Genomic DNA, 22,374 nt, shown 5'->3' with positions numbered 1-22,374 from the left:
CCCGGTCAGCTCGCGGGGACCAGAGGGCGGTCGTCCTCCGGAGCCGCCACGGCCCGCTCGGCCCGCTCGGCACGCTCGGCGCTCTCGGCGCGGACCTCCGCCCGGTGCTGGCGGATCGAGTACGTCAGGGCCGCCGCCCAGAGGGCGTAGATCACCACGTACACCGCGTACCGCACACCGTCGGGGGCGTCGATCCAGTCGCTGCGCAGCAGCGTCCTCACGTTGGTCAGCACGATGACGCCGCCCACGGCGGAACCGAGCACGCGCGGCGGGAGCATCCGCACCAGCCAGGCGGCGATCGGCGCCGCGATCACGCCGCCCAGCAGCAGGGCGACCACCCACCCGGCCTTCACACCCTCGTTGCCGATGCCGACGATGAAGCCGATGCTCGCGGCCACCGCCACGAGGAACTCACTGGTGTCGATGGAGCCGATGGTCTTGCGCGGCTCGAGGCGGCCGCTCGCCAGGATCGCCGGCGTGCCGACCGGACCCCAGCCGCCGCCACCGGTGGAGTCGACGAAGCCGCCGACCAGGCCGAGCGGCGCCAGGAAGCGCTTGCGCAGCGGCTTGCCGAGCTTGCCCTTGGGCAGGCCGGCGACGGTGAACCGGGTCAGGATGTAGATCCCGAGCGCCAGCAGGATCGCCGACATGAGCGGGGCGGCGGCCCCGGTCGACAGGCTCGACAGGAACGTGGCACCGGCGAACGCGCCGATCGCGCCCGGCACCCCGATCTTCAGGACGACCTTCCAGTCGACGTTGCCGAACCGCCAGTGCGCCACCCCCGACACGAGCGTGGTGCCGATCTCGGCCAGGTGCACGGTGGCCGAGGCGGCGGCCGGGTTGGTGCCGATCGCCAGGAGCAGCGTCGTCGACGTGACGCCGTAGGCCATGCCCAGGCTGCCGTCGACCAGCTGGGCGCCCAGGCCGACCAGGGCGAGGAGGACGAGCTTCCGCATACCGACGAACCCCCTTTATCGGCCAACCCTGTCTAGCCGACATTCTCTACCTGTTCGATAGACAATAGAGGGGAGGTAGACGAACGACAAGCCCCCGACGGCGGCGCGTCAGGTGGAGTAGCGCCAGGTCATGACGTCGGCCACGGGGCGGTAGCCGATCGCCGGGTAGATGCGGTTGGTCGTGGCGTTCCGCAGGTCGGTGTACAGCGTGCAGGTCGTCGCGACCGAGGACAGCGCGTACGCGCTCGCCGCGGCCGTGCAGGCGCTGGCGTACCCGCGCCGGCGCTGGTCGGGCGGCGTGTAGACCCAGCTGATCCGTACGACGCCGGCCACCGGTCGGCTCACCATGACCATCGTCACCGGCCGGCCCCCGTCCTCCCACAGCCACAGCCGGCCGTCCCTGCCGAGCCGGCTGTCGACGAGGTCGGCGTGGTCACCGCGCCGCTCGCCGGGCAGCGCCTCGTCGGCGAACGCGTCGGCCCACCGGAGGACGCGGTCGCGGTCGGCCGGGGTGGCCTGCCGGGCCCGCCCGGAGACCCCGTGCGGCGCGACGATCCGGTCGGCCTCGAAGATGCGGCTCGGCATGCCCACCTCGACCGGCACCCCGGTGCGCTCCCGGTACCGGGCGTCGAACCAGGCGGCCGGGTCGACCTCGCCGGTCACCTGTGGGACCGGCACGTCCTGCGCGTCGGCCAGCGCCTCGGCCACCTCGCGCGTCCGCCCCGCCAGCAGCAACCCGAGCCCCGCCCACACCGCGGCGCCGCACACAGCGCCACCCGCAGTGCCACCCGCGGCGCCACCCGCGGTGCCGCCTTCGCTCACCAGCCAGAACCGGTCGTCGGCGTCCGGGGGTCGCCCGTCGACGACGGTCAGGATCAGGTTGTTGAGGACGGGCTCACCGAGCAGGTACGGCCAGCCGAGTTCGCGGAACCGCGTCGACGGGACCGCCTCAGCGCGCATCCCTACGCACCCACCGTGCCGTCGATGCCCTCGCGGAGCAGGTCGGCGTGCCCGTTGTGCCGCGCGTACTCGTGGATGAGGTGCAGCATCACCAGCCGCAGCGACACGTCGGCTCCCCACCTGGCGTTGTGCCCGGTGACGTCGAGCGACGGCGCCTCCCGCTCGATGCGCCGGGAGTGCTCCACCTCCGCCTCCCAGGCGGTGAACGCCTCGGACCGCGTGGACGCCGACGCGTCGTAGGCGACCTGGTAGTCGCCGTCGGCCGACCACACCAGCGGGACGTCCTCGCCGTCGATGACGCGGCGGAACCACGTGCGCTCCACCTCGGCCATGTGCCGCACCAGGCCGAGCAGCGTCAGCGTCGACGGCGGCATCGACAGCCGGCGCAGGTCCTCGTCGCCGAGGCCCTCGCACTTCATCGCGAGCGTGGCCCGGTGGTAGTCGAGGAAGGCGCGCAGCGTCTCCCGCTCGTCGCCGGTCAGCGGCGGTGCGACCCTCATGAGGTCCCCTCGAAGCTCTTCACCAACGGAGCCAACCAGGTCAGCTCGTCGTGCCACGACGCGGGGCGCTCCACCGGCACGAGCACGAACTTCGTGATGCCCTGCGCCACGTGCGCCGCCACGAGGTCGGTGAGCGCGGCCGCGCCGACCGGCACCACCTCGCTGACCGCCGCGTCGGGGCTCACCCGCGCGACCCGCTCGGCCACGGCCGGCGGCACCGCGTCGCGGGCGTAGAGCAGCACCATGCCGAAGTGGTCGTCGTCGACGGTGCGACCGTGCCGCGCGGCCGCCGCCTCGATCCCGACGCGCGACCGGCCGGCGTCGGCGGGGGTCTGGAACGCGCCGAGCCAGCCCTGGGAGAGCCGGCCCGCGCGGTCGAGTTCGCGGGGGCCGCGGCCACCGAGCCACACCTCCATCCGGCCGACCGGCTTCGGCCACAACGACAGGTCGTCGACGCGGAAGTGCGGGCCTTCGTGCGTCACGTGGTCCTCCGACCACAGACGGCGCATCAGCGGCACCGCCTCCTCGAACCACGACGGACGCTGGCCGCGCTCGACGCCGAACGCCTGGTGCTCGCGCGGATCGGGCGTGCCGAGCCCGAACGCCGGCAGCAGCCGGCCGCCGCTGAGCGCGTCGATCGTGGCCAGCTCCTTGGCCAGCAGCACCGGGTTGCGCCCCGGCACCACCAGCACGCTGGTGCCGAACTTCAGCCGCCGCGTGCGTCCGGCCGCGAACGCGAGCGCCGCCAACGGGTCGAGCGTGCGCCCGGTGGCCCGCTCCGAGATCCACAGCGAGTCGAACCGCAGCTCTTCGAGGCCGTCGACCAGCTCACCGAACACCGACGGCTCCCCCAGCACGTTCGACGTGCCGAGCCCCACCCCGAACCGGACCTTCATCCGGCCACCCTATCCACGCCGGTCAGAGGCGGGCCGCCCGCGCGTGCAGGTACCGCTGCTGCGGCTGGCTCATCGTGCGCGCCGCGGCCGCCTCGTAGCTCGCCCGCGCACCGGCCGCGTCGCCGGCCCGTTCCAGGAGGTGGGCGCGCACCGCGTGGAGGCGGTGGTCCTCGGCGACACGGGCGTCGCGCCGCAGGGTGTCGAGGATCGCCAGGCCCGCGGCGGGACCCTGGACCATCGCCACCGCGACCGCGTGGTTCAGCCGCACGACGGGGTTGTCGCCGATCGTCAGCAGCACCTCGTACAGGGCGACGATCTGCGGCCAGTCGGTCGAGTCGGCGTCCGGGGCCTCGTCGTGCACGGCGGCGATCGCGGCCTGCAGCTGGTACGGGCCGGTGGTGCCGCGGGGCAGCGCACCGGTGATCAGCGCGACGCCCTCGGCGATGTGGGCGGCGTTCCAGCGGGTGCGGTCCTGCTCGGCCATCGGGACGAGCGAGCCGTCGGGTGCGGTGCGGGCCGGGCGGCGGGCGTCGGTCAGCAGCATGAGCGCGAGCAGCCCGGCGGCCTCGCCGCTGTCGGGCAGCACCCGGTGCACCAGCCGCGCCAGGCGGATCGCCTCAGTGCACAGGTCGGCGCGGTGCAGGTGCGGACCGGCGGTGGTGCTGTAGCCCTCGTTGAAGATCAGGTACAGGACGTGCAGCACGGCGGTCAGCCGCTGCCCGCGCTCGTCGGCCGGCGGCATCCCGAACGGGATCCCGCTGGCGCGGATGGTCTGCTTGGCCCGGCTGATCCGGCGGGCCATCGTCGCCTCGGGCACCAGGAACGCCCGCGCGATCTCCGCCGTGGTGAGGCCGCCGACGGCGCGCAGGGTCAGAGCGATCTGGGACGCGGGTGCGAGCGCCGGGTGGCAGCACATGAACAGCAGGATCAGCGAGTCGTCGGAATCCGCGACGACGGGTTCGTCGGGCAGCACCCAGCGGGCCACCGTGTCCTCTCGACGCTGGCGGGCCTGTTCGCTGCGCAGCAGGTCGGTCAGCCGCCGCGACGCGACCCGGATCAGCCAGCCGAGCGGGTTGTCGGGCCGGCCCTCGTCGGGCCACTGCTGCGCCGCCGCCAGCAGCGCCTCCTGCACGGCGTCCTCCGCCGTGTCGAAATGGCCGAACCGGCGCACGAGCGCGCCGAGGACCTGCGGCGCCAGCCGGCGCGACAGGTCCTCGAAACGCTCGTGGGTCACGTCAGATCAGCTCTTCGACGCCCTCGGCCACCGGCCGGATGTCCACGTACTCACCGGGGTTGCCGGGGTTGACGAAACCCGCGGCGATCTCGGTGGCGCGGTCGTAGCTCTCGCACTCGACGATCGTGAACCCGGCCAGCACCTCCTGGGTCTCCGGGTACGGGCCGTCGGTGACCACCGGCGCACCGTTCTCCAGCTTGACCCGGCGGGCGTGCACCGGTGCGGTGAGGCCGCGCCCGTCGACGAACTCGCCGGAGTCGACGAGCTTCTGGTTGAAGTCGCCCATGTACTGGTGCATCGCCGCCACGTCCTCCGGCGTCATCGCCGGGCCGGTGTAGCCCTCGGCCGGCGGCTTGCCGCTCAGCACGTCGTAGTCCTGCTGGGAGCCGTAGAGCAGGATCATGTACTTCATCGGTCACTCCTTCTTCAGGCGGTCTTCGAAGGGGACGTCGGAGCCCCGGCGGCGTTCCGGACACGCTATCGCCGGAATTTCTCCCGGCGTACTGTGATCGAGTGACGTCGCTGGGGCTCGGATGCGCGCAACTGGGAAACCTGCACATCGAGGTCACCGACGAGGACGCCACGGCGATCGTCGACGCGGCGTGGGCCGCGGGTGTCCGGTTCTTCGACACGGCACCGCACTACGGGCTGGGCCTGTCGGAGCGTCGGCTCGGTGCGGCGCTCGCCGGCCGACCGCGCGGGGAGTGCACGGTGAGCAGCAAGGTGGGCCGGGTCCTGGAACCGGTCGACGGGTCGGGCCGCGACACCGACTTCCTCGTTCCCGCCACCCACGAGCGGGTGTGGGACTTCAGCCGCGCCGGTGTCCGCCGCTCGGTCGAGGAGAGCCTGGCCCGGCTGAACCTCGACCGGCTCGACGTCGCGCTGATCCACGACGCGCAGCACCGCGCCGACGAGGCGATCGGCGAGGCGTTCCCGGCCCTCGTCGAGCTGCGCGCGGAAGGCGTGGTCGGCGCGATCGGCACCGGCTCGGCCGACGTTCCCTACCTCACCCGGTTCGTGCGGGAGTGCGAGCCCGACACGGTGCTCGTCGCCGGCCGGTACACGCTGCTCGAACAGCCCGCGCTCGCCGAGCTGCTGCCCGCGTGCGAGGCGGCCGGTACCTCCGTGGTCAACGGCGGCGTCTTCAACAGCGGCCTGCTCGCGCACGAGCGTCCACACACCGGGCTCACCTACGACTACCGGGCGGCGGCGCCCGATCTCGTCGAGCGGGCCGCCGCGATCGCCGACGTCTGCGCGCGGCACGGCACCACCCTGCCGGCGGCCGCGATCGCTTTCGCCGCCGGCCATCCGGCCGTGTCGACGGTGCTCGTCGGCGCCGACAGCGCCGATCAGGTGCGGCGCAACGCGGAGCTGTTCGCGTCGGCGCCACCGCCGTCTGTGTGGTCGGCGCTCGTCGAGGCCGGGCTGATCGCGACGGTGCCGGCATGATCGTCGACGCGCATCACCACCTCTGGACCATCGACGGCGGCTACACCTGGCTCGACGAGCCGGGACTGGAACCGATCCGCCGGACGTTCACGCCCGCGATGCTGCGCGCCGAGCTGGCCGCCACCGGGGTGCGGCACACGGTGCTCGTGGAGGGCGGCCGGTGCGACCGCGCCGAGGCGGCCGACCTGCTCCGGCTCGCGGCGGAGACACCGGAGATCGCCGGGGTGGTCGCGTGGCTCGACCCGGCGGCGGCCGACGTCGCCGGCACGGTCGCCGCGTACCGGGCGCTGCCCGGTGGCGACCGGCTGGTCGGCGTGCGTGCGCAGGTCCAGTCGGAGGCCACCGACTACCTCGACCGCGCCGACGTGCGCCGCGGCCTCGCGGACCTCGGCGCCGCCGGGCTGGTGTTCGACCTGGTGGTGCGCGCCGACCAGCTCGGGTCGGCGGCGCGGGCGGCGCGGGCGCTGCCGCAGGTGCGGTTCGTGCTCGACCACCTCGGCAAGCCGCGGATCAGGGCCGGCGAGCTCGACGGGTGGTCGGCGGCGATCGCCGACCTCGCCGCGGCGCCGAACACGTACGCGAAGCTCTCCGGGCTCGTCACCGAGGCCGACCACGACCGGTGGACGGTCGCCGACCTGCGCCCGTACGTGCGGGAGGCGGTGGCGGCGTTCGGGCCGGCCCGCCTCATGTTCGGATCCGACTGGCCGGTGTGCCTGCTCGCGGCGACGTACGGCGAGGTGCACGCCGCGCTGGTCGAGGCGCTGGGCCCGTTGCCGGAGCCCGACCGCCGGGCCATCTTCGGTGAGACGGCCGTCGCCGCGTATGGCCTGCGTGACCCCCGTACGGGGATTTTGCCGTGATCCGTCCCAGGCCTTAATCTGACTGGGCATTCGCCACATGGACATCGGACAGTTCGCTGGCCGATCGGAATCGCTCACGGGGGATCTGAGCAGGGGGGCTTCGGAGGCAGCCGGTGAGCGCAGCCCAACATCACGGTGCGTCGGGTGGCGGCCCGATCGTCCGCCGGATGCAGCTCGGTGGGCGCCTGCGCGCCCTTCGCGAGGCCCGCGGCCTCACCCGCGACGAGGCCGGCTGGGCGATCCGCGGCTCCGAGTCGAAAATCAGCCGGATGGAGCTGGGCCGCGTCGGCTTCAAGGAGCGTGACGTCACCGACCTGCTCAAGCTGTACGGGGTCGAAGACCAGGCCGTGCACGCCGAGATGCTGGCGCTGGCCCGCGCCGCGAACGCGCCCGGGTGGTGGGCGCGGTACGCCGACCTGCTGCCGCCGTGGTTCCAGAACTACCTCGGCATCGAAGAGGCGGCGACGCTGATCCGCACCTACGAGGTGCAGTTCGTGCCCGGGCTGCTGCAGACCGAGGCGTACGCCCGCGCGGTGATCATGCTCGGTCACGCCCACAAGGACGCCCGCGAGCTCGACCGCCGCGTCGAGCTGCGCATGGCCCGCAAGCGGATCCTCGACTCCCCCGACGCGCCGCGGCTGTGGGCGGTCATCGACGAGGCGGTGCTGCGCCGGCCGATCGGCGGCCGCGACGTGCTGCGGGAGCAGATCGAGGAGCTGCTGACGCTGGTGGACCACCCGAAGGTGCGGCTGCAGGTGATGCCGTTCTGGAGCGGCGGCCACGCGGCGGCCGGCGGCGCGTTCACGATCCTGCGGTTCCCGCTGGCCGACCTGCCCGACACGGTCTACGTCGAGCAGCTCACCAGCGCCATCTACCTCGACAAGCGCGACGACCTCGACCGCTACACCGCGGCGGCCGGCCGGCTCTTCATCGAGGCGGAACCGCCCGACCGCACGCCGGAGATCCTCCGCGGGGCCCTGACCGACCTGGGCTAGCGACGCAGCATTCCCAGGACGAGGGCCAGCGGCGGCCAGTCGGCCCGGCCGCGGCGGACGACCGCGTACGAGCGCAGGGTCACGTCGGGACCGGTGAGCGGCAGCAGGTCGACCCCGTCGCGGGTGGGCTGGTCCGCCGGGAGCAGCCCGACGCCGAGGCCGGCCGCGATCAGCTCCTGCACCAGCTCGAGGCTGTCGATGCGGTGGGCCACCCGCGGCTCGAAGCCGGCCATCGACGCCACCGTGCGCACGACGCGCTCGTCGGCGTCGTTGCGGGAGTTGGCGATCCAGGTGTGGTCGCGGAACGCGCGGAACACCGAGACGGTGTCGGGCCCGGGCCTCGATCCGGCGGGGACGCCGAGGCACCAGACCGTCTGCCAGAGCGGCGTGTACTCGACGGTGCGGTCGAACGCGGCCGGCGCGAGGTTGTAGTCGTAGGTCAGCGCGAGGTCGACGTCGTCGCCGGCCAGCAGGTCGAACGCCTCGAACGGCTCGTACTCGTAGATGAGCAGCCGCACCGCCGGGTGCCGTTCGGCCAGGTCGGCGAGGATCGGCAGCAGCGACCGGCGCACCGCCGTCGCGAACCCGGCCACCCGTAGCGTCCCGGCCGGCTCGGCGCCCGGACTGAGGTCGACCCGGGCCGCCTCGACCGCCGCGAGAATCGTGACCGCGTGCTCGGCCAGCCGCCGACCGGCCGGCGTGAGCCGCACCAGCCGGCCGGCGGGCTCGACGAGCGGCGTGCCGACCTCCCGGGCCAGCGCCGCGAGCTGCTGCGACACGGTGGAGGTGGTGAGGCGCATCTCATCGGCCACCGCACGCATCGATCCCAGTCGAGACAGTTCGAGCAGCAGGCGCAGGCGGCGCACGTCCATCGGCACATCATTCAGGATTGATGAACGATACGTCCACGATTATCGCGTGGACGCGGACGATGCCGGTCACCTCTACTGGCGGCATGACCACGACGACCGGCACCCGCACGGGCGCCTCGATGGCGATCACCTCGATCCTCTGCGTGCAGCTCGGGCTGGCCGCGTCGGTCGGGCTGTTCGACAGTGTCGGGCCGGAGGGCGCCGCCTGGCTGCGGCTCGCCTGGGCCGGGGTGCTGCTGCTGGTGATCGCCCGGCCGCGGCCGTCGGCGTTCTCGCGGCGCGGGCTGGTGGCGTGTGTCGCGCTCGGCGTGGTGACCGCCGGGGTGACGATGCTGTTCATGGCCGCGGTCTCGCGGCTGCCCCTGGGCACCGCGAGCGCGCTGGAGTTCCTCGGGCCGCTGGGCGTGGCGATCGCGCGCGGCACGGGTGGCCGGAAGGTGTGGCCGGCGCTGGCCGCGGTGGGGGTGCTGCTGCTCACCGAGCCCTGGCACGGCGGGGCCGACCTCGTCGGTGTCGCATGCGCGCTGGGCGCGGCGTGCTGCTGGGCGGCGTACATCCTGCTCACCCAGTACGTCGGCGACGAGGTCAGCGGCATCCGCGGCCTCGGCGTCTCGATGCCGGTGGCCGCCCTGGTGGCGACGGCCGTGGCCGGCCCGTCGGTGATCGGCGAGCTGACCTGGGACCTGCTGCTGATCGGGCTGGGGCTGGCGATCCTGCTGCCGGTGGTGCCGTTCATGCTCGAACTGCTGGCGCTGCGCCGGCTCACGACGGCCGCGTTCGGCACGTTGATGGCGCTGGAACCGGCGTTCGCGCTGGTGATCGGGCTCGTCGCGCTGCACCAGGTGCCGGGGCCGGCGCCCGTCGTGGGCGTGCTGTTCGTGGTGATCGCCGGCATCGGCGCGGAGCGCACGGGCGCGCGGCATCCCGCGGCCGCGCGGGAGCCCGCCGCAGACCGCACATGCGCGCGGGAACCGGCCACTACCGTCGAAAACACTCAGATCGCCAGCTAGCCGGCCGATGGTCCGTCCGGGGACGCACCGGGGCGGGAGGTCGCATGGCGAGGCTCGGCGTGGGAGGTCCACCGTCCGTCCCGGCGGTGGCGCGGACCGTCGGCCACAGCCTGGAAGGGCTGGCGTTCCTCGGTGCCGTCCTGGTCCTGCACGCCCTGGACCGGGCCGGCCCCCACGTCCGGTGGGCGCTGCCACTCGTCGCGCTGGCCGCGGTGCTCGAACAGCCGGCCGTCCAGCTGCGGCTGGCCGGCGGCGACCTGCGCCGGCGGGCCTGGCCGCGGCTCGCGCTGATGCTCGCCACGGTCACGGCGAGCTTCTACCTCATCGGATGGGGGCCGCTGCTGTCGTTCGCGTTCGTCGGCGTCACGGTGCTGCAGTTGCGGGTGTCGGAGGCCCGCGTCTGGCGGCCGGCTCTGGTGGGCACGGTGGTCTGCCTGGGCGCCGGCCAGGCCGCGACCGCCCTCGGCTGGGTGCACAGCTACCTGCCGGCCGGGCTGGCGCAGGTCGCCGGCGTGTTCGGCGCGTTCGTGTCGGTGGCGCTGATCCGGGTCGTCGGTGTGCTCGGGGAGCAGCGCGAGGCCGCCGAGGCCGCGGTCCTCGTCAGCGAGGAGCGCTTCCGGGCGCTGGTCCAGGACTCGGGTGACGTGATCGCGCTGCTCGACACCGACGGCTCGGTCCGGTACGTGAGCCCGGCCGTGCGCGTCCTCACCGGGGTGGAGCCGGCAGACCTGGCCGGTGGCCGCTTCCGCGACTGGCTCGTCGACGACGACCTGCCCATCGCCGAGGCGGTGTTCGCCGCGGCCAGCGCCGACCCGGGTGGCCGGCACCGGTGCGAGGTCCGCCTGCGGCACTCCGACGGCACGGTCCGGTGGGTCGAGGCGACGCTGCGGAACCTGACCCGCAACCCGGCCGTCGACGGGCTGGTGGCGAACCTCCGCGACATCACCGAGCGGCGGGCCACGACCGACCGGCTGAACTTCGAGGCCAACCACGACGCGCTGACCGGCGTCCTCAACCGGACGGCGTTCCTGCGTGACCTGCGCCGGACGTTCGCCGCCGGTCCGACCGCGGTGCTCCTCGTGGACCTCGACGGCCTGAAGGCCATCAACGACACGTTCGGCCACGGCGCCGGCGACGCCGCGATCGTCGCGGCGGCCGGGATGCTGCGGCGGAGCGTGCTCGGGTCGGACGTGCTCGGGTCGGACGTGCTCGGGTCCGACGTCGTCGGACGCCTCGGCGGCGACGAGTTCGGGGTCGTGCTGCCCGGGGTCGGCACGATCGACCGGGCGGTGGCCGTCGCCGAGCGGCTGCTGGTCGAGCTGGAACGGCCGGTGCGGTTCGCGGACCACACGCTGCGGGTGCGGGCGAGTGTCGGCATCGCGGTCACCGACGACCTGACCACGGACGCGGCGGCCCTGCTCACCCACGCCGACACGGCGATGTACCGGGCCAAGCGCCGCGGGTCGCACTCGTACGAGGTGCATCTGCCGGACGTGCCGGCCTGGCGCTAGGTTGTCGCGGTGGGCCTGGTGCATGAGTACGACCCGGCGTGGCCGGGGTTCGCCGCCGCCGCCGTCGACGAGGTGGCGGCGGCACTCGACGGGGTGGTCGTCGCGATCGAGCACATCGGGAGCACGTCGGTGCCGGGGCTGGCCGCCAAGCCGGTCATCGACCTGATGGCCGCGGTGCGCGACCTGCCTGCCGCGACCGATCGCGAGCCGGCCCTCACCGGGCTCGGCTACGTGCTGGTCGACACCGGGATGCCGGGGCGGTTGTTCTACCGGCGCGAGGGCCGGCCCGTGGCGTACCACCTGCACCTGGTGCCCGTCGACTCGTGGGACGGGCGCAACGAACGGATCCTGCGCGACCACCTGCTCGAGACGCCGACCGATCTGGCGCGGTACGCGAACCTGAAGCGCGACCTGGCCGCGAGAGGCATCACCGGCGACGCGTACACACGCGCGAAGACCGCGCTCATCCAGGAGATGATGGACGTCGCGCGTACCCGGCGCGGCCTCGAACCCGTTCCCGTCTGGGAGGAGTGACGCCGGACCCTCCACAGTGGAGAGTCCGGCGCCGGGTGTTCGTCAGGCGTGGATCGCGGTCCAGATCCAGGCGCGGATGTTGTCGACCCGTGCGGCGGTCTCCTGCGCCGTGTGCGGACACGACGGGCCGAAGCTCACCACCGCGACCACGCGTGGGGCGCGGTGACGGCTCTCGACGAAGTACGGACCACCCGAGTCGTACGGGCACGGGGTGGTGTCGGGCTGCGGCGAGAACCCGGTCATCAGGTACGTCGAGGTGGTCACCTCGCTGACCGTCAGCTGGCCGGTGCGCAGCAGCGTCGACGGGGTCGGATTGGTGCTGGTCACCGAGCCGTAGCCGGTGAGCCGCACCGTGTCGCCCACGTCGGGTGCCGTCCGGCTGATCTCGAGCGGCTGGATCCCGGTGACCGGCTGGTCGAGCTTGGCCAGCGACACGTCGTTGGTCGGCGACTGCCGCACCGCCACCACCGTGCGCACGACCCCGTTGGTGCCGCCCAGGTCGGCGCGGCCGACCGTCGCGGTGGTGAGGTCGGCCACCGGGTACTCGACCCGGGTGCCGTCGAACGTGCGGAAGCAGTGGCCGGCCGTGAGCACCCACTGCGGTGCGATGAGCGCGCCCGAACAGGCGCTGTTACGCCGTCCTCCGTCGGCGGTGGGAATGCCGGTCATCGTCAGCTTGACGGAGAAGCGGTACCGGCCCTCCGGTACCACCTCCCCGTTGGCGATCGCGTTCGCGTTGGTGGCGGCCACCACGCCCGCACCGAGTGCTGCCAGCGGCACGAGAAGCAGGGTCACCAACCGGACGATCGATCTTTTCCGCATACGCGGGTCCCTCCCCGTCTATTGATCGACATCGTGTTGCCTCTTACCAATACACGACGCGACGAAGCGGGGGGCGGGTCACGTACCGAGACCGAATCGTGTTATAAGGGGCCGGTCCGGTACGTCGCGGAGTCGAAGTCGGCGTATCCACCGTCGGCGCCCAGGTCCTGCACCCACAGACCCACGAACGCGCCGGTGAAGCCCCACGCCTCGGGCTCGCCGTCGACGATCCGCGCGGCGTGCTCGTCGGAGAGGATCGTGGCGTCGAGCTTCGCCGGAAGCTCCTGCCACTCCCCGCCGGGCAGCGCGTACGCGAACCGCAGGTCGGGTCCGTCGAACGAGACGCGCAGCCGCAGCTTCGACACGCCGGTGACGTCGACGCGGCACTCGGGGTACTGGGTCAGCCGGCCGGAGTCGTCGGTGAGCACCTCCAGGAAGGCCCGCCCGTCGTCGTCGGCGGTGACGTAGGCGTAGTGCCAGTTCCGCGTGTTGTAGTACGCCGTGATGCCGGCGAGCTGCCGGTACGTGGCCGGCGTGAACTCGACCTCGGTCTCCAGCGAGCAGACCGGAGCGGTGACGCGGCGGGCCACCAGGCTCGGCCGCTGCCGGCCGACCGGCGACTGTCCACCGTGGAGCCTCAGGTGCGACGGGCGCGCGGCGAGGTCGGCCCAGTCGGGGGTCGCGGGCCGTCGCAGCGTCGACCACTCCGGGCCGAGCGTCGGGCTGTCGAAGCCGTCGTGGTCGACGCCGTCCGTCTCCTGTGCACTGTCCACAGGAGACGGTGGGAGCACGGTTTCGGCCGGCACTCCCCCGTCGACGCGCGGCCAGCCGCCCTCCGGCCAGTCGACGGCCTGAATCGCGGTCTCCCTGCCGAGGACGCACGGGCCGAGCGGCGAGTACGGGCGGGCGGCGAGATGCGCCAGGTACCACCGACCGTCCGGTGTGGACACCAGGCTGCCGTGGCCGGCCTTCTGCAGCGCCAGTTCCGGGTGGCCGTGCGAGGTGAGCATCGGCCCCGACGGGTCGGTCTCGTACGGCCCGAACAGCGACCGCGACCGCGCCACGGTGATCTGGTGCTCCCAGCTCGTGCCGCCCTCGGCGGTGACGAGGTAGTACCAGCCGTCGCGCCGGTAGACGTGCGGACCCTCGGTGACGCCGACCTCCGTGCCCTCGAAGATCATGCGTTCCTCACCCACCAGCCGCTGCGATTCCCGGTCGTAGCGCTGGATCTGGATGCCGGCGAACCGGTTGCGGCCGGGCCGCCAGTCGGCGGTCATCGAGAGCATCCAGGTGTCGTCGCCCTCGTGGTACAGCGACGAGTCGAAGCCGCGGGCGTGCAGCACCACCGGGTCGCTCCACGGCCCCGCGAGGTCGGACGCGGTGATCAGGTAGTTCTGCGGATCCCAGTAGCCGCTGGCGAAGCTGGCCACGTCGGTGTACAGCAGATACCACGTACCGTCCACATAGGACAGATCCGGCGCCCACACGCCGCACGAGTCGTCGGCGTTGGTGAGATCCAGCAGCCGCTTCTCGGTGAGCACCCCACCCAGCGCCCGCCAGGTCACCAGATCGGTCGAGTGGTGTATGCGTACACCGGGGTACCACTCGAACGTCGATGTCGCGATGTAATAGTCGGCCCCGACCCGGAGGATCGAGGGGTCCGGGTTGAATCCCGGCAGCACCGGATTCCGGATCATGTCGGTCCCCCTAGTTTCGAAATATTTCGAGCTCGCGATCGCATGTGCGTGGACGCGGCACCACACTAGCGCCCTGCATCGTTGTGCGGGAGGCCTTGACCCGGCGCTCACAAGCGTCGTAACGTGCCCGACACCGATTGCCTTTCTTTCGGAAATCTTTCGAGATGATCGACCTCCCACCCAACTTCAAGATCGCCCCTCACCCCTGGAAGGGACGCTCATGACCACCCACTCCTTCGGCGAACGCGGCCGCGCCTCACGCCGATCACTCCTCCGTGCCGCCGGCCTCGGTGCCGGCATCGCCGCCGGTGCCCCGCTGCTCGCCGCCTGTGGCGACGACGACGAGGGCGGGGGCGACTCCGGCGGCAACCAGACGATCACCTGGTGGCACATCGCGAACACCGACCCGGGCCTCACGATCAACGCCAACCTGGCCAAGGAGTTCGAGGCCGCGAACCCCGGCGTGAAGATCGAGGTCACCCCGCTGGAGAACGAGGCCTTCAAGGCCAAGCTGCTCCCCGCCACGCAGGCCGGCAACCCGCCGGACCTGTTCCACTCGTGGGGCGGCGGCGTGCTCGAACAGCAGCAGCAGGCGGGCCTCGTGAAGGAGCTCAAGGGCGACTGGATCAAGCAGATCGTCCCGAACGGCGCCAAGCTCTACCAGGTCGGCGGCAAGCAGTACGGCGTCCCGTTCGATGTCGGCATGGTCGGCTTCTGGTACAACAAGGACCTCTTCGCCAAGGCGAACATCAGCGCGCCGCCCGCCACCTGGGGCGAGCTGCTCGACACGGTCAGGAAGCTCAAGGCCTCCGGCACCGTGCCGATCGCGTTGGCCGGTGCCGAGAAGTGGCCGGCCCACTTCTACTGGTCGTACCTGGTGATCCGGCAGGGAGGCGTGGCCGCCTTCGCCGAGGCGGCGAAGTCGGGCGCCTTCGACGGGCCCGACTTCGTGACCGCCGGCGAGAAGCTCAAGCAGCTCGTCGACCTCCAGCCGTTCCAGCCCGGTTTCCTCGGTGCCAAGTACTCCACCAACGACGGTCAGGCCGCCATCATGGGCAACGGCAAGGCCGCGATGGAGCTGATGGGCCAGTGGGCCCCGCCCACCCAGGCCGCCTACTCCACCACCAAGCAGGGCATCGGCGACAAGCTCGGCTTCTTCCCGTTCCCCTCGCTCGAAGGTGGCCGGGGCAAGCCCGACGAGGTGTTCGGTGGCGGTAACGGCTACGCGGTCGGGCGCAACGCCCCCTCGAAGACGATGGCCTTCCTGGAGTTCCTGCTGTCGGTCGAGAGCCAGAAGAAGTCCACCGCCGGTGGCGGCGTGCTCCCGGTGACGGCGGGCGCGGAGGTGGCGATCACGGATCCCAACCTCAAGAAGGTCCAGGAGACGGCCAAGAGCGCGTCGGGCTTCCAGCTCTACCTCGACCAGGCGTACAAGCCCGCGCTGGGCCAGACGGTCAACGACAGCGTGGCGGCCCTCGTGGCAGGGCAGGCCACCCCGCAGAAGGTGGCGGAGGACATCGCCAAGGCCGCCAAGTGAGGACTCGAAGTCAACGGGCCGTGCTGGCGCTGTTCCTGGCGCCAGCACTGCTCCTTTTCGGCAGCCTGGTGCTCGGCCCGATCCTGCTGGGCCTCTACACCAGTTTCTTCGAGTGGAACGGCTTCGGTGGGCTGCCCACCACGTTCATCGGGTTCGACAACTTCGTGCGGCTGCTCACCGACGAGGTGTTCCTGGGCGACCTGGAGCGGGGCCTGATCCTCATCGTGCTGTCGCTGGCGATCCAGCTGCCGTTCTCGCTCGCGCTGGCGTTGCTGGTGAACCAGAAGATCCGCATGCGCAGCGTCTACCGGGTGGTGTTCTTCGCCCCGTACGTGCTGAGCGAGGTCATCACCGGCGTGCTGTTCACGATGATTCTCTCGCCCGAGAGCGGGTTGGTGAACAGGCTCCTGGCCGTGGTGAACGTCGAGGGGCAGGCCTGGCTTGGCAACACGTCGACGGTGCTGCTGGCCCTGTTCTTCGTGATCAGCTGGAAGTACTTCGGTTTCCACATGATCCTCTACTTGGCCGCCCGGCAGAGCATCCCGCCGGAGCTCGACGACGCGGCCCGCACCGACGGCGCCGGCGCGTGGCAGGTGTTCCGCTACATCACGCTGCCGCTGCTCGGTCCGACGATCCGGATCAGCATCTTCCTGTCGATCATCGGCGCGATCCAGCTGTTCGACATGGTGTGGATCCTCACCGGCGGCGGCCCGATCCACGCCTCGGAGACGTTGGCCGTCACCATGTTCCAGAACGGGTTCCGGCGCTTCGAGGTCGGCTACGCGAGCGCGATCAGCGTGGCGATGTTCCTCATCAGCCTGGTGTTCGCGTTGCTGTATCAGCGGTTCGTGCTGCGCCGTGACCTTGAGGGCGCGATGACGGTCATGGGAGCCGCGCGATGAGTGCTGTAGCGAAGCGGAAGCGCTCGTCGCGCGGACCTTGTGCGGGATTGCGGAGGCACGGATGACGACGACTCGGGAAGCACCACCGACACGCGGGCCCGCTGTGCAGCCGCGGGCGCCGCACAGGGCCGGCAAGCAACCGAGCCGGCTGCGCACCGTCCCCTTGCACGTGGTCTCGATCGTGGTCGGTCTGACGATCGTCGTGCCGGTGCTGTTCGGGGTGCTCGGTGGCTTCAAGGACAACGGGCAGCTGACCTCGAACCCGTTCGGGCTGCCGAAGCCGTGGGTGTGGGACAACTACACCGACATTCTCGGCTCGGAGAACTTCTGGCGGCCGCTGTTCAACAGCACCGTCATCGCGATAGCCACCACGGTCCTGGTGGTGATGGTCTCGGCGATGGCGGCGTTCGTGTTCGCCCGGTTCGCTTTCCGCGGCCGGGAACTGCTCTTCACCTTCTTCACGATCGGGCTCATGTTCCCGTTCGCGGTGGCGATCCTGCCGTTGTACGTGCTGCTGCGCGAGATGGAACTGCTCGACAACCCGCTCGGGGTGATCCTGCCGCAGGCCGCGTTCGGGCTGCCGGTGACGATCATCATCCTGCGCGGGTTCTTCCGGAACATTCCGGGCGAGATCGAGGAGTCGGCGACGCTCGACGGATGCACGCCGTTCGGGTTCTTCTGGCGCATCCTGCTGCCGATGTCACGGCCGGCGCTGGCCACCGTCTCGGTGCTCGCGCTGGTGGCCAGCTGGAACAACTTCATGCTGCCGCTGGTGGTGTTCAACGACCAGAGCTGGTGGACGCTGCCGATCGGCGTTCAGCAGTTCCAGGGCCAGTACGCGTCCGACACGGCGCGGATCCTGGCGTACGTCGTGCTCGCCATGGTGCCGTCGTTGGCCTTCTACGCGGTCGCCGAGCGTCACCTCATCGGTGGCCTCACGTCCGGGGCCACGAAAGGCTGAGTGCCGAAAGTTTCGCGATACACTGCGCTGTGTTGGAAGACCTGCCGTCGGGAGGACCCGCCACATGAACGACCGCCGCGCCACGATGGCCGAGGTCGCGGCCGCCGCGGGGGTGTCCGTACCCACGGTGTCGAAAGTAGTGAATGGGCGTCCGGACGTTTCGCCGGCGACCCGGCGACGCGTCGAAGAGGTGCTGCGCGTCCGCAACTACAGCCCGCCCCGGGCCCGCACGCGAGACCGGGTCGGGCTCATCGATCTCGTGTTCATCGACCTCGGCAGCCCGTGGGCGATGGAGATCCTGGCCGGGGTCGAGGAGGTGGCGCACCGCGCCGACACCGGGGTCGTCGTGTCGGCGGTGCACGGGCGCAAGCGCACCCGTCCCGACCGGCGCTGGCTCGAACAGCTCGCCGCACGGCGGTCCGACGGCGTGCTGCTGGTGCTCAGCGAACTGTCGGCCGCCCAGCAGGCACAGCTCGACGAGCTCGGCATCCCGGTGGTCATCGTCGATCCGGCCGGTGCGCCGGCGCCCGGTGTGCCGTCGGTCGGCGCCACCAACTGGGCCGGCGGCGTCGCCGCCACCGAGCACCTGATCAGCCTCGGGCACAAGCGCATCGCGGTGATCGGCGGACCCACCGACGTGCTGTGCAGCCGCGCCCGCGTCGACGGGTACCGCGCCGCGATGAACGCGGCCGGGTTGAAGATCCCCGCCGGGTACGTGCGCACCGGCGACTTCCTCAGCCCCACCGGCTACCGCGAGACCGAGGTGCTGCTGAGCCAGGCGAAGCCGCCGACGGCCATCTTCGTGTGCGCCGACCAGATGGCGCTCGGCGCCTACGAGGCGCTGTACGAACGCGGGCTGCGGGTGCCCGACGACATGAGCATCGTCGGGTTCGACGACCTGGAGGAGGCGCGGTGGGGCATCCCGCCGCTCACCACGGTGCGTCAGCCGCTGCTGGAGATGGCCGGCATGGGCACCCGGATGCTGCTCACGCTGATCAACGGCGAGGAGCTCGACACCCTGCGGGTCGAGCTGTCGACGAGCCTCGTGGTGCGGTCGAGCACTTCGGGCGTGACCGCCGAACCGGCGGTGATCAGCCTGCCGGGCGTCGGATCCGCGGCCGGTTCGTGACCGGCGTCGGCGTCGAGCGGGTCGGCGCGGCCACGGCGGAGGTGGTCGACGCGCTGGTCCGCCTGGTTCCCCAGCTGTCGGCGGGCGCGCCCGCGCCCGACCACCGGCTGGTCGAGGACCTCGTCGGGCGCCCGGGCGTCGACCTGCTCGTCGCGCGGGTCGGCGGAGAGATCGTCGGCACCCTCACGCTCGTCACGTTCTCCACTCCGACGCGCGCCCGGGCGCTCATCGAAGACGTGGTGGTCGACGGCGCCGCGCGCGGGCACGGCGTCGGTGCGGCGCTGCTGCGCGAGGCCGAACGGCTGGCGCGGAGTGCCGGTGCGCAGTGGATCGACCTCACGTCGCGGCCGGCGCGGGAGGCCGCGAACCGGCTGTACCGGTCCTATGGTTTCGACCTTCGCGAGACGAACGCCTACCGGCTCCGACTCGACACCTCATAGGGATACGTACCGTAACCGTCGTCGGCTCCACGGAGCCGCGTTGAGATTTCTCACTGGACGGGGAGGGAAACGGACGGTCCGTGCCGACGTGTCCCGTTACAAGAGACCGGCGATGCTGCCGGACCGGCGCGGATCCCCGAAGGGGTAACAGCTGTGGGTCTGAGTGCGGCGTCGACCGACGTTCTGTCCGTCGACCTCGGAACGGCCAGTACCAGCGCCGTCGTGCGGCGGCCCGACGGCGGCACCGTCACCGTGGAGTTCGACGGTGACCCGCTGCTGCCGTCGGGCGTGTGCGCGGTCTCCGGTGGACGGCTCGCGACCGGGCGCGACGCCCGCGACCTCGCCGACACCCATCCCGACCGCTACGAGCCGGCACCGAAGCGGCGGATCGGCGGCGACTCGGTCACTCTCGGCCACCGGGACTACGCCGCGGAGGAGCTCGTCGCGGCCGTGCTGGGCCGGACCTTGGAGGAGACGCGCGGGCTGACCGGCCGCGAGCCCGGGCGGGTGGTGCTCACGTTCCCCGCCGGTTGGGGCCCCGACCGGCGGATGGTGCTGGTCGAAGCGGCGCGCCGGCTCGGGGTCACCGATCCGATGCTGCTGCCGGAGCCCATCGCCGCCGCCCGGTTCATCAGCTCGGTGCATCCCTGCGCGGTGCCGGTCGGCCGCACCACCGTCGTCTACGACCTGGGTGCCGGCGCGTTCGACGCCACGGTGCTGCGCCGCACCCCGCACGGTTTCACGCAGCTGGCCTCCGAGGAGGTGCCCGACGCCGGCGGCGAGGCCCTCGACGCCGCGATCGCCGCGCATCTCACGGCCGCGGGCGAGGAGCACGGCCAGACCCCGAAAAGACTTCTCCTGGACCGCGTGCGCGCGGCCAAGGAGCGGCTGTCGCGCGACACGGCGACCACCGTGCGGCTGCTCGACCGGGCGGTGCCGCTGAACCGGCAGCAGCTGGAGGCGGTCGCCCGGCCGATCCTCGACCGCACGGTCGCGGCGACCCGGGCCGCGCTGGTGGCCGCCGGACCGCCCGCGAGCCGGCTGGCGGCGGTGTTCCTCATCGGCGGGTCGAGCCGTATCCCACTCGCCGCCCTGTTGCTGCACAACGCGTTCGGGGTGGCGCCGACGCTCGTCGACCGGCCCGACCTGGTGGTGGCCCGCGGCGCGGCGCTGCCCGGGTCGCGGCCGACGCCGGCGCCCGTGGGTCCGCAGCCGGGGCCGGCGAACCGGCCGTGGTTGTCACGGCTCGCCCGCGCGGTCACCCGGCCGGGCGGCGGGCGTCGGGGCGACGGGCCCACCGCGGGCTTCCGAGGCTGATCGCGACGCACCAGCCGGCCGGGACCGTCGTCACCGCGTCGGCGACGGCGTGCATGCCGGCTCCCGGAGGGCGTGGAGCACGTCGTCGAGGTCGGGCCGGTGCAGCTCCAGGCTCTCGACCTCGACACCGGCACGGTCGAGCCGGTCGAGCATGTCGCGCAGCGACCGCGTCGCGGCGTCGCTCGGGACGCGCAGCGTGAACGTCTCGTCGTCGCGGGTGAGCCGCGGGAACGCGGTGTCGAGCTCGATGGTCGCCACCGCCAGCGCCACCGGGTCGGCGAACCGCAGGCTGACGTGCCCACCGGGAACCAGCCGCTTCAGCTCGCTCGGTGTGCCCTCGACCAGGAGCCGGCCGCGGTCGAGCACCCCGACGCGGTCGGCGACGTGGTCGGCCTCGTCGAGGGACCGCGTGGTGAGCAGCACGGTGGCGCCGCCGCGCACCAGGTTCCGGACGGCGAGCCACACGTCGTGCCGGGCGCGCGCGTCGAGCCCGGCGGTCGGCTCGTCGAGCAGGACGACGCGCGGGTCACCGACGAGCGTCATCGCGAGGTCGAGCTTGCGCAGCGCGCCGGCGGGCCAGGTCCGCGCGGGCCTCGACGCGACGTCCCGCAGCCCGAACCGGACGACCAGGTCGGCGGTGCGGCGGTGTGCGGTGGCCCGGCCGAGGTGGCACAGGCGCGCCATCAGCATGAGGTTCTCCGCGCCGGTCAGCCGCGTGTCGACGGCCGGGAACCGGCCGGTGACGCCGATCAGCGCGCGCACCGCGCGCGGGTCGCGGGCCGGGTCGTGCCCGCCGACGCGGACCTCGCCCGCGTCGGCGGCGACGAGCGTCGACAGGATGCGCACCAGGGTGGTCTTGCCGGCGCCGCTCGGCCCGAGCAGGGCGAAGACGGTGCCGGGAGCAACCGTGAGGTCGAGACCGTCGAGCACCGGCGCGCCGCCGAACGACGCGCGCAGCCCGACGACGGAGATCGAGGGGACGGTCATGAGGCCTCCTCAGATGTCGAGGTCCTCGATGTCGGGCTTGTCGGCCGCCTCGGCGACCAGGTCGTAGATCTCGGCCGGCACCAGCCCGCGAAGCTCGTCGAGGCTCTCCGCGACGCGCAGCGTGCGCTCGGCGGGGGTGACCGTCCAGGTCTGGTTCGGGCTCCAGTTGCCCACCCAGGCCCGCCACCCCGTGTTCCACTTGTCCGCGTCGGGGCCGGTGTCCTGGTAGCCGCCGGAGTCCTCGGCGTGCACCACGAACTTCCCCCCGCGCGACCGGTAGACGCGGTACGTCTCCACCTTGTGCAGGGTCGACCGGCCCCACTCCCCGAGCAGCACCCCGGTGAACCGCACCTGGCGCCCGGTACCGGTACCCACCCGCACGACGATCTCGTCGAACCCCTCCCGCTTGCCCTCCTCGGTCTCGACGTACCGGCGCACCGCGGTGGTGATCGCGGCGGACAGGTTGCCGCCGGCGAGTTCCTGCGCGCGGCGCAGGAGCGGCATGTCGTCGTCGGAGACGTAGATCGTCTTGTTCGGCATGGCGACATCCTCCCGCACGCTCCCCTCGACCATGCCGGGACTATACGTATACAGATACGTATAGCGCCAGACCCGAAGAAGGGTGACCACCGCGGTGGTCGCCCTTCCCGTCAGGAGTCGATCCGGTTGGACGCGCCGCCCGACCACTGGGGCGTACGGCAGCGGCGCGACGAACTCCACCGGCCAGCCGGTACGGGCCGAGGCCGCGGAGCTCGTACCGGCCCCGCGCGTCGGCGACCGGAGCGTGGTGTGTCACTGTGCGTTC

23 protein-coding genes are annotated in these 22,374 nt (G+C 72.4%); 12 read left to right on the top strand and 11 right to left on the bottom strand.

What is annotated here, in order from left to right; genetic code table 11:
- Positions 1–5 precede the first annotated feature (5 nt).
- From Voc01_RS33890 to Voc01_RS33865, 6 genes are all read right to left on the bottom strand, one after another.
- Complete coding sequence (locus tag Voc01_RS33890; RefSeq protein WP_203931722.1) at positions 6–956, bottom strand: sulfite exporter TauE/SafE family protein; 951 nt, start codon at positions 954–956, stop codon at positions 6–8.
- Between the two features lie 108 nt (positions 957–1,064).
- Complete coding sequence (locus Voc01_RS33885) at positions 1,065–1,916, bottom strand: GNAT family N-acetyltransferase (RefSeq protein WP_203931721.1); 852 nt, start codon at positions 1,914–1,916, stop codon at positions 1,065–1,067.
- Between the two features lie 2 nt (positions 1,917–1,918).
- Positions 1,919–2,416 carry a DinB family protein gene (locus tag Voc01_RS33880; RefSeq protein WP_203931720.1) on the bottom strand — a complete coding sequence of 166 codons (498 nt, stop codon included), beginning with the start codon at positions 2,414–2,416 and terminating at the stop codon, positions 1,919–1,921.
- A complete protein-coding gene (locus Voc01_RS33875; protein WP_203931719.1) occupies positions 2,413–3,312 on the bottom strand; it encodes an LLM class flavin-dependent oxidoreductase in 900 nt (299 codons plus the stop codon). Before Voc01_RS33875 ends, Voc01_RS33880 begins: the two co-directional genes overlap by 4 nt.
- A 22-nt stretch (positions 3,313–3,334) precedes the next feature.
- On the bottom strand, positions 3,335–4,546 hold the full coding sequence (locus Voc01_RS33870) for an RNA polymerase sigma factor (protein ID WP_203931718.1): 1,212 nt from the start codon (positions 4,544–4,546) through the stop codon (positions 3,335–3,337).
- 1 nt (position 4,547) lies between these two features.
- On the bottom strand, positions 4,548–4,958 hold the full coding sequence (locus Voc01_RS33865) for a YciI family protein (protein ID WP_203931717.1): 411 nt from the start codon (positions 4,956–4,958) through the stop codon (positions 4,548–4,550).
- 101 nt (positions 4,959–5,059) lie between these two features.
- Here Voc01_RS33865 and Voc01_RS33860 point away from each other — a divergent pair, with 101 nt between their 5' ends.
- The 3 genes from Voc01_RS33860 to Voc01_RS33850 all read left to right on the top strand — a co-directional run bounded on the left by Voc01_RS33860 (position 5,060) and on the right by Voc01_RS33850 (position 7,850).
- Entirely contained in the window at positions 5,060–5,995 is a 936-nt protein-coding gene (locus tag Voc01_RS33860; protein ID WP_203931716.1) for an aldo/keto reductase, read from the top strand.
- Positions 5,992–6,855 carry an amidohydrolase family protein gene (locus Voc01_RS33855; RefSeq protein WP_203931715.1) on the top strand — a complete coding sequence of 288 codons (864 nt, stop codon included), beginning with the start codon at positions 5,992–5,994 and terminating at the stop codon, positions 6,853–6,855. The genes Voc01_RS33860 and Voc01_RS33855 overlap by 4 nt, the downstream gene beginning before the upstream one ends.
- A gap of 113 nt (positions 6,856–6,968) precedes the next feature.
- On the top strand, positions 6,969–7,850 hold the full coding sequence (locus Voc01_RS33850; protein WP_373873904.1) for a Sco1979 family transcriptional regulator: 882 nt from the start codon (positions 6,969–6,971) through the stop codon (positions 7,848–7,850).
- Here the strand turns inward: Voc01_RS33850 and Voc01_RS33845 are convergent.
- Positions 7,847–8,722 carry a LysR family transcriptional regulator gene (locus tag Voc01_RS33845; RefSeq protein WP_203931713.1) on the bottom strand — a complete coding sequence of 292 codons (876 nt, stop codon included), beginning with the start codon at positions 8,720–8,722 and terminating at the stop codon, positions 7,847–7,849. The genes Voc01_RS33850 and Voc01_RS33845 overlap by 4 nt on opposite strands.
- 83 nt (positions 8,723–8,805) lie before the next feature.
- On the opposite strand from Voc01_RS33845, the gene Voc01_RS33840 reads away from it, so the two are divergent.
- Genes Voc01_RS33840 through Voc01_RS33830 form a run of 3 tightly spaced genes read left to right on the top strand, consistent with a single transcriptional unit; the run spans position 8,806 to position 11,777 of the window.
- Positions 8,806–9,732 carry an EamA family transporter gene (locus Voc01_RS33840; protein WP_203931712.1) on the top strand — a complete coding sequence of 309 codons (927 nt, stop codon included), beginning with the start codon at positions 8,806–8,808 and terminating at the stop codon, positions 9,730–9,732.
- A 44-nt stretch (positions 9,733–9,776) separates the two neighbouring features.
- Positions 9,777–11,243 (top strand): sensor domain-containing diguanylate cyclase, encoded by a 1,467-nt coding sequence (locus Voc01_RS33835; protein ID WP_203931711.1) that lies wholly within the window; start codon positions 9,777–9,779, stop codon positions 11,241–11,243.
- 9 nt (positions 11,244–11,252) lie between these two features.
- Positions 11,253–11,777 carry a GrpB family protein gene (locus tag Voc01_RS33830; protein ID WP_203931710.1) on the top strand — a complete coding sequence of 175 codons (525 nt, stop codon included), beginning with the start codon at positions 11,253–11,255 and terminating at the stop codon, positions 11,775–11,777.
- Between the two features lie 42 nt (positions 11,778–11,819).
- Here the strand turns inward: Voc01_RS33830 and Voc01_RS33825 are convergent, their stop codons facing one another.
- Positions 11,820–12,572, bottom strand: coding sequence for a S1 family peptidase (locus Voc01_RS33825; RefSeq protein WP_239160660.1), 753 nt, complete (start codon positions 12,570–12,572; stop codon positions 11,820–11,822).
- A 128-nt stretch (positions 12,573–12,700) separates the two neighbouring features.
- Positions 12,701–14,296: a glycoside hydrolase family 43 protein gene (locus Voc01_RS33820; RefSeq protein WP_203931708.1), complete on the bottom strand. Its 1,596-nt coding sequence runs from the start codon at positions 14,294–14,296 to the stop codon at positions 12,701–12,703.
- A 220-nt stretch (positions 14,297–14,516) separates the two neighbouring features.
- Between Voc01_RS33820 and Voc01_RS33815 the strand changes: the two genes are divergently transcribed.
- From Voc01_RS33815 to Voc01_RS33790, 6 genes are all read left to right on the top strand, one after another.
- Positions 14,517–15,833 (top strand): extracellular solute-binding protein, encoded by a 1,317-nt coding sequence (locus Voc01_RS33815; RefSeq protein WP_203931707.1) that lies wholly within the window; start codon positions 14,517–14,519, stop codon positions 15,831–15,833.
- A complete protein-coding gene (locus Voc01_RS33810) occupies positions 15,830–16,735 on the top strand; it encodes a carbohydrate ABC transporter permease (RefSeq protein WP_203931706.1) in 906 nt (301 codons plus the stop codon). Before Voc01_RS33815 ends, Voc01_RS33810 begins: the two co-directional genes overlap by 4 nt.
- A gap of 61 nt (positions 16,736–16,796) precedes the next feature.
- Entirely contained in the window at positions 16,797–17,696 is a 900-nt protein-coding gene (locus Voc01_RS33805; protein WP_203931705.1) for a carbohydrate ABC transporter permease, read from the top strand.
- Between the two features lie 64 nt (positions 17,697–17,760).
- Positions 17,761–18,825 carry a LacI family DNA-binding transcriptional regulator gene (locus Voc01_RS33800; RefSeq protein WP_203931704.1) on the top strand — a complete coding sequence of 355 codons (1,065 nt, stop codon included), beginning with the start codon at positions 17,761–17,763 and terminating at the stop codon, positions 18,823–18,825.
- The gene (locus Voc01_RS33795; RefSeq protein WP_203931703.1) at positions 18,822–19,265 is read left to right on the top strand and encodes a GNAT family N-acetyltransferase; all 444 of its coding nucleotides are present in this window, start codon (positions 18,822–18,824) and stop codon (positions 19,263–19,265) included. The genes Voc01_RS33800 and Voc01_RS33795 overlap by 4 nt, the downstream gene beginning before the upstream one ends.
- Positions 19,266–19,418: 153 nt before the next feature.
- Positions 19,419–20,582 carry an Hsp70 family protein gene (locus Voc01_RS33790; RefSeq protein ID WP_203931702.1) on the top strand — a complete coding sequence of 388 codons (1,164 nt, stop codon included), beginning with the start codon at positions 19,419–19,421 and terminating at the stop codon, positions 20,580–20,582.
- A gap of 30 nt (positions 20,583–20,612) precedes the next feature.
- On the opposite strand, the gene Voc01_RS33785 is transcribed toward Voc01_RS33790, so the two are convergent.
- The gene (locus tag Voc01_RS33785) at positions 20,613–21,569 is read right to left on the bottom strand and encodes an ABC transporter ATP-binding protein (protein WP_203931701.1); all 957 of its coding nucleotides are present in this window, start codon (positions 21,567–21,569) and stop codon (positions 20,613–20,615) included.
- A gap of 9 nt (positions 21,570–21,578) precedes the next feature.
- Positions 21,579–22,142, bottom strand: coding sequence for an EXLDI protein (locus tag Voc01_RS33780; protein ID WP_239160659.1), 564 nt, complete (start codon positions 22,140–22,142; stop codon positions 21,579–21,581).
- Positions 22,143–22,374: the final 232 nt, after the last annotated feature.

The sequence above is a fragment of the Virgisporangium ochraceum genome (assembly GCF_016863655.1).
In the GTDB taxonomy this organism is placed as follows: domain Bacteria; phylum Actinomycetota; class Actinomycetes; order Mycobacteriales; family Micromonosporaceae; genus Virgisporangium; species Virgisporangium ochraceum.
The sequence above is the reverse complement of the archived record's forward strand: the minus strand, read 5'-3'. Positions and strand labels throughout refer to the sequence as shown.